The organism is Streptomyces cucumeris (assembly GCF_024295805.1).
GTDB classification, from domain to species: domain Bacteria; phylum Actinomycetota; class Actinomycetes; order Streptomycetales; family Streptomycetaceae; genus Streptomyces; species Streptomyces cucumeris.
Window position 1 is genome coordinate 1 of record NZ_JANCLX010000073.1, and the last position, 6,624, is coordinate 6,624.

The window sequence follows — 6,624 nt, forward strand, 5'->3', positions numbered from 1 at the left end:
TGTAGGATCTCGCGGCTCGTGGCATATCGCGGTCGCTTGACCTGCGATTTAGCGGGTTGTCTCACGCCTTGGCCGGGGTGCGCTGTCTCAGCGTCGGGCCATTCCTCAACGCGCGTCTTGGCCAGGTTGCGTGGTGTTGTGTCCCCCTCCGCCTCTAGGACGGAGGGGGATGTTGTGGGTGTGAGCCCATCGGGTCATGTTCGTGGTACTCATGCCCTTCTCGCGGGCGAGGTCAGCCAGTGTCCGGCGGTGGGCGACGTACTGCTCCATCAGCCAGTCCTTCTCGACTACCCCGCGGCGCTTGTAGTCCCGGGGGCCGCTGCGTAGAGACATGCCGTACTCCTGCGCGAGCGCGGTCAGCACCTTCCGGGAGAAGCCGGTGAGTTCGGCGATCTTGTCAAGAGAGTGGTGCTCGTCGAAGTAGAGACGAGAGAAGGTGTCGGGCGGCACTTCCTTGCGTGCCCGCATGCGGATGCGGGGCATGGGTCTCACTGTGCTCTTCGGCGGAGGTTCGGGTGCTGGGCGTTCGTCCAGAATGTGCCGGACCGCCTCGATACTCGTGCCAAGGACATCGGCTGCGTACTGAACCGGGTTCTTGTGCTGGCGAACGAGTCGGTGCAGACGGGAGATGTCGATGTGCGCCGGGTCGGGACCGGGAAGTTCGAGTCCGCTCAGCAAAGCGGCGGGAGGCTGCCAGGTCACGGGCTCGTTTTGGATGCCCTGCTCGGCGAGAAAGCTCCTGGCTTCGTAGGCCAGCGCTTCGGCCAGCTTGGGAGTTCGAAGGGCGGCGAAGCGGGCGGCTTGGGCCCGGAACTCTGCTTCGTTAAGTCTTTGGTGGTCAGGGGCCGCTTCGAGGGGAAGCCCGCTGATGCGCTGGAACAGGTGATTGCGGGCGATGCGTTCACGCCGGCCGGTTCCAGGGCTAGTGTCTGTGCGGCGGCAGATCTCCTGCCAGCGTTCGATCGGCAGCAGATTCGTGTAGTCCAGACCACGGCGTCGCTGGTAGTCGACGGGAACGTGAACAGCATCGAGGTGGTCGGCCAGCCGGACGAGCGCTCTGACGGTGTCCGGCCAATGCGGCTGGTCGTCGAGCATCTGCAGGATGCGGGAGATGTCGATTCTGTCGGTAACTCCTCCGAGGTAGGCGGCGGCTTCCTCGAGGGTGGTCCGGCTGTCGACGGTCAGGAGCACGGCGGCCAGGACCGGAGCGAGCGTGCGGGGATAAACGCCATCGGATGGGACGAGCCGTGTTGTCCACGACTTCCAGAACGTGCTCGGGATCTTCCGGGCCCGTTGCGCGATGTCCTGACTGGTCTTGCCCGGGCGTCTGGGCAGGTCGGTGGGTATGCAGTATCGGATGTGCTCGCTAGGGCGCAAGGACGGTGCCAGCGCCGCCAGTTGGACCCCTTTCAGCACGGGGCTCAGGCCACGTCCCCAGCTGTCGATGCTGGTGGAGGTGATCTGCCAGAGCTCGTCGCGCATCGCCTCCAGCAAGCCGCGCATCGCGGCCCCTGCCTGGCGGATATCGGGCTGATCAAGAACGTGCAGGGCGATGATCGCCCCGACGGCAGTACTCGACGCTCGTGGCGGCGCCATGAAACCAAGCCGCTCAGTCGCCCGAAGGGCGAGCCGGGAGTCCGGGTCGGGGCTGAAATGCTCCTCGGCGATGTCCGCCGGAACCAGGCTTCTGGCAACGTGCTCCGGAAGGTCGGCCAGGACCCGCCCACCGATAGCCCGGACATCTGCCAGTGCCGTCTGGGACTGCTGGGGGCTGATCGCATAGGTGCCGAAGGCTGCGGTTCCGGACTCGATGACATCCTTCAGCCTCTCCTGCGCCGCGAGCGCGGGATGTGCTGCAGGCAGCCAGAGCGTACGAGTCCGTGAGAAATCGAACCCACAGCCCCCAGGACCTCGACCATCCTGTTGGGCGGACGGATTGCCGCAGATTCCCGGGTCAGGGACGACCCTGCCCGAGCGGGGCCGCTGACGGGGGATACGTCCGCACTGCGGACAACAGTCCGCCAGCAGGCGGCCGTGACGGGGACAGGCAAACGCCCAACCCAGTCGCCAGAACAGCTGCCATCGGCCGTCGGTATCCCTCAGGCAGTCTGGACAGAACCGGGAGCCTCGACTGCGGCCCCAGAGAACGTGCCGGTTCACGTACCGACGCTGGAAGTCGATGCGTGCGGCCCTGGAGTCGTAGTGGGCAAGCGTAAGGGCCGTGACGGTCTGCTCCTCCAGCCCACTTGCGTGCGCGACGGCCGCGGTCTGCTGCCCGTTGAGCAGGACCGTCCAGTCCGGGGGAATGTCCCGAAGGTGGTTCCCGGACCGCTCCCTGACCGGGAACCCCAGATGTCGCAGCACGTCACCGAGTGAGGTGTCCAGCCGTCGGGCCAACGCCTCCAACCAAGAATCCAGGGCTTCGCCGGGCAGTGGAGGCAGCCGAATCGGCAGGGTGCGGGCCGACGGTCTCATGCGGCTCGCCGGCTCCGGGACCGGGGACGGCTGGTCAGCCGCTTCTTCTCTAGTGCGGCCTGAAGTTCGAGGCGGGCGGTCTCGGATGCCTCGTCGTTCTTCACCCGGTCCATCAGCTCCTGGTCGAGACGTTCGGCGCCGGTGCGGACCGCCCGCTGGCAGCCGCGGTTGATGAGCGTCATCAGCGAGCCGATGTGTCCGGTGCTGCGGGCGAAGAGGTAGTCCGACAGGTCGTCCGCGAGCATCCCGGGGTGCTTTTCGGTGAGCACGACGCGCTGTTCGAGGGCCAACAGCATCTGCCGCCATTCCCGGCGTCCGGCCTCTGTATCGATGGTGAACGGACGAAGCCCGAGGCGGGTGGTGCGACGGCCGGTCTGGGCCAGAGCGGTGTCACACCCGTTCATCCCCTCGCCGAACAGGCCCTTCTCTGCGAGTTCGACCCCCACCATCAGCAGCGTCACCGGGAACTCGTTGGCGATCCACTTCAAGTGATTGCTCACCTCGATGCCGCTCTTCTGCCCCCATCTCAAAAAGTGCAGATCATCCAGGACCACCAGGCGGACCTCGCAGGACAACACGCAGTCCAGCACCCGTCGTCCGAACTGGGCCGTGGTGCCCCGCCCCGTTCCGGGGTGTCCGAAGAACTCCAGCATGGCCCGGTTGAGATCCTTCATTCCGGTGTTCCCGGTCAGCCCGACCCGGCAGACGGGGATCCGCTCATGTCCCTGCCTCGTGAATGGGCCCGACTCCTCGATCTCGCGCTGGTGGAAGTCGCGGGCGAAGGCCAGCACCGAGGTCGTCTTGCCCAGCCCGGGAAAGGCGTCGACGGCCACCGCTCCCTTGGCCTTGTCTCCGTCCTGCTCGTTGCTGTCAACGATGTCCCACAAGTCCTCGTGCAGCTCCGCCAGTTGTGGTGTCTTGACCGGGCCGATGTTCGCGTGCCACTTCCGCCGCTGCCGGTTGTGGTCCGCCCGCGCCTGCGGGGTCAGGGACTCCAGCTGCTTGCGGGTCAGCAGGTCGGGCCGGCTGCGGCGGGGGCCCTCGGCGAACGCCTTGAAGTCCTCCTTCCGCGACAAGGCAAGATTGTCCGGCCCTGGGAGGCCGCTGTCGCTCACACGTCCTCCAGGGCATCGGCATAGAAGTCGCTCTCTTCGGCGAGGTCCTCCAGATCGGCCTCGTCGTCGTCCCCCGTCTCCACCACCGCATCGGGCTCCTCCGGCTCCGGGATGTCGTCGTCCTGGCCGAGGGCCTTGCGTACGGACGGAAGCGAGACGACCGTCTCGGTCTCGGTCTTCGGCAGCTCGATAGCGGCCTGCTCGCGCGAGAGCCGCAGGGCCATGCGCCGCTCGGCGATCGTGGTGCCCAGCCCGAGGTTCCACCGCTCCAGCAGATCAGCGACGGCGAGCCGGTCGTCGGGGAAGCGATACTTCGAAGCGGCCAGCTGCCGGGCGAACGTCAACGCGTCCTCACTCAGCGGCATCTCGGCCGACGGTGCGTGTTCCCAGCTCAGGGTGTGCCACTCGCGGGTCGTGGGGTTACGGAAGTAGATCTCGGTGATGTCGTCCGGATTCGCTTGGAACGGCCAGCCGTTCTTGACCGGGCTGTCGTAGGGGCTGCGGACGCCCACCTCAGGTAGTCCCGGCCCGCTGTATCGGCGGCGGCCGATCTCGACGCCGTAGTGCTGGATCGTGCGCCACGTCGTCTGCAGGAACTCAAAGGCCAGATCTCGGTCGCGGGGTACCTCGATGTAGCCCGCCCGGGCCATGCCGTGCTCGAACATCTTCGCCGGGGACATCCGCAGCCCCGGCAGGCCCGGATCGACCAGACTTGAGTGCGGCCTGCAGTGATAGACCGTCGCGGTCCACTCCCGGATGATCGCCTCAAGCTCGTCGAGGAAGAAGAACGCGTCGTCCTCCGGGCTTTCGCCCCGCGAGTGGATGTCGGGGCCCTTGTAGCCGGGCAGCACCTGCAGCAGCCCCTCCCGCAAGGTCCGGAAATAGCGCTCAACCGGTCCCTTGTCGCGGCCCGTTCGCAGTCGAGCCGGCTGGATGGAGATGCCCATCCGGCGGCAGACGCTGGTCAGGTGCTCCGAGACGTAGACCTTGCCGTGGTCGACCACCAGCGTCTCGGGAACCAGGGGCGGCGAGGCCAGGCCCGGCCCGGTGGCGCCCTCGATGTCGACCAGGACGGTGCGGGGAATGCCGTGCTCGGGCCAGACCGCGTGCCGCGGCCAGTCCCGCCCCGCCGGCCTCGGCCGAAACGACTGGAAGAGAACCGCGCTGACATCCACTGCCTTCGTCGAGACCGGTGTGAGCCGGATCCCTGTGATGCAGCGGGTGTACCAGTCCATCCCGACACTCAATTCGGCCTGGACCCACTTGAGCGTCAGCGGGTCGAAGGCGAAGACGTCCAGGCGTGTGGAGTCCATAAGCAGATACTCACCCGGCCGCGTCGGCCGCAGCTTGCCGTACGGGCCCTCCGGCCGATCGGCGATATCCCGGTTGCGCTTCGTACTCAGGCGGAACAGCGGATGGCGTCGCTCCAGCTCCTCCAGCAGCCGAAACGCCGTCGCCCGGCTCGGCTGCGGCACTGCCCCCTCGCCGAACCGCGCGATCACCCGAGCTCGGGTCCGTTCGATCACCATCGTCCGCGACGGCCGCGACTGGTCGGTGTGCTCGACCATCACCTCGACCGCGGTCTCCACCCACCGGTCATCGACCGCGATCTTCGACTTCCGCGTCGGCCCCTTCCGGGGAGCGAGTCCAGCTTCCCCGTGGCCCCGGAACTCGGCGATCCACCGTTTTAGGGTCCGCAGGCCCACGCCGAGTTCGGAGATCTTCGCCGCGTATCTGGCCTCCAACGGCCTCTCCGGCGAGTACTCGGAACGAGGTTCCCCGTCTCGTGCGAGTTCGGGGCTGCCGGACCGATACCCCGTCAGCACCTCGCGAACGTGCTCAGCTCGTTCCAGGACCTTCTGCTTCTCCGGCTCGGCAAGCTGCCCGAGGGCTACGGAGGCGATCTCGCCCTCGTCGTCCGCCGACGGCCCCGGACCGTCAGGACTGATCGCAGCGCGGTCGGAGAACAGCAGTTCCTTGAGCGACAGCCGCAGAAGTCGCCCGTGACCGTCCTTCAACACCACTTCGTTACCCGCCGTGGTCGCCGCCATCTCCACCACCTCGACGGTCTCCCCGTCGTAGCGGAAGCGCGTACCGACTCCGACTCGAGCCGCCGCCCTGCTCACGCTGCCCTCCTCAGAATGTGCGAAGGGCCAAGCGGCCGGTCAAGTTCGGTGACGAGAGCCTGTGTCCAGAGCAGATGATGGACGGCGGCGCGGACTTGAGACTCCGGACGACTCGGCAGACACCCCGTGACTTGCCCCAGAAGAAGCCCATCGAGATCTGCATCCCGGAGCTCTTCCAGAACCCCAGCGCTGAACAGCCAGTCCCTGCGGTAACCCGCCAGGAACCGGATGTTCTCCAGTTCCACGGCCGGAGGCTCGCTCCAGACCTCGTACTTCCATCCGCGCGATTCCACCGCCCGCCTGGTCCAGTCGAAGGTGAACGCCACCTCCGGCTGGGACAGCCGATGCAACGGTTTGACGTCGACAACCACCGGCACCTGCCCGGTGAGCAGGAGATAGTCCGGGATGTGCCGGCGCACCTTCCCCTCCAGCACCGTCTTCAGCAGGAAGGGCTGGGCCACGATGCCGCGTACGGACGGATCGAAGTCGGCAAAGAGCAAGCGCGATAGTTCCAGGCGCGACTCGTAGATCACGTGGTCGCGCATCGTCGCCGACCAGTAGGTACCCGAGTAGTGCTTCTGGCCCTTGTACCACCGGAACGTCCGCCACGAACAAGCCGACTGCAGAAGGTCGACAGGCACCGTAATCCAGTCCCGATCCTCCACGAGAGCGCCACGCTGCTGACGGATACTCACCGTCGCAGTGACACTGCCCATCACGCACCCCCGGCCCACGGGCGATGGCCCGTGTAACCGAGGGTGTCAGCGGAATATCGGTGGGCGGAGCGGGCGGAATCCCCGTCACCCAAAAGGGTGAACGCTCCGACCAGCGAGTCTCACGAAGACGGCATAAGTGTCGCCGATGTGCCATCGGAGATGAGATTGTGCCGCGAAATTTGAGACCCTACA

Annotated in this window: 4 protein-coding genes; all 4 read right to left on the reverse strand. The window is 66.6% G+C overall.

Features of this window, described 5'->3' with window-relative positions:
• Positions 1-105: 105 nt before the first annotated feature.
• From NMK44_RS41615 to NMK44_RS41630, 4 genes are read right to left on the reverse strand one after another with little or no spacing between them, the layout of a single operon-like run.
• Positions 106-2,475 carry a TniQ family protein gene (locus tag NMK44_RS41615; RefSeq protein ID WP_254753359.1) on the reverse strand — a complete coding sequence of 790 codons (2,370 nt, stop codon included), beginning with the start codon at positions 2,473-2,475 and terminating at the stop codon, positions 106-108.
• The gene (locus NMK44_RS41620) at positions 2,472-3,551 is read right to left on the reverse strand and encodes an AAA family ATPase (RefSeq protein ID WP_254753360.1); all 1,080 of its coding nucleotides are present in this window, start codon (positions 3,549-3,551) and stop codon (positions 2,472-2,474) included. Before NMK44_RS41620 ends, NMK44_RS41615 begins: the two co-directional genes overlap by 4 nt.
• 35 nt (positions 3,552-3,586) lie before the next feature.
• Positions 3,587-5,716, reverse strand: a complete 2,130-nt coding sequence (locus tag NMK44_RS41625) for a TnsB C-terminal domain-containing protein (protein ID WP_254753361.1) — start codon at positions 5,714-5,716, stop codon at positions 3,587-3,589.
• Entirely contained in the window at positions 5,713-6,432 is a 720-nt protein-coding gene (locus NMK44_RS41630) for a TnsA-like heteromeric transposase endonuclease subunit (RefSeq protein ID WP_254753362.1), read from the reverse strand. The genes NMK44_RS41625 and NMK44_RS41630 overlap by 4 nt, the downstream gene beginning before the upstream one ends.
• Positions 6,433-6,624 lie beyond the last annotated feature (192 nt).

What these genes read in the sequence shown, in the direction of transcription:
- NMK44_RS41630 (WP_254753362.1), bottom strand. Translation starts at nt 6,432, where the DNA reads ATGGGCAGTGTCACTGCGACGGTGAGTATCCGTCAGCAGCGTGGCGCT.
- NMK44_RS41615 (WP_254753359.1), bottom strand. Translation starts at nt 2,475, where the DNA reads ATGAGACCGTCGGCCCGCACCCTGCCGATTCGGCTGCCTCCACTGCCC.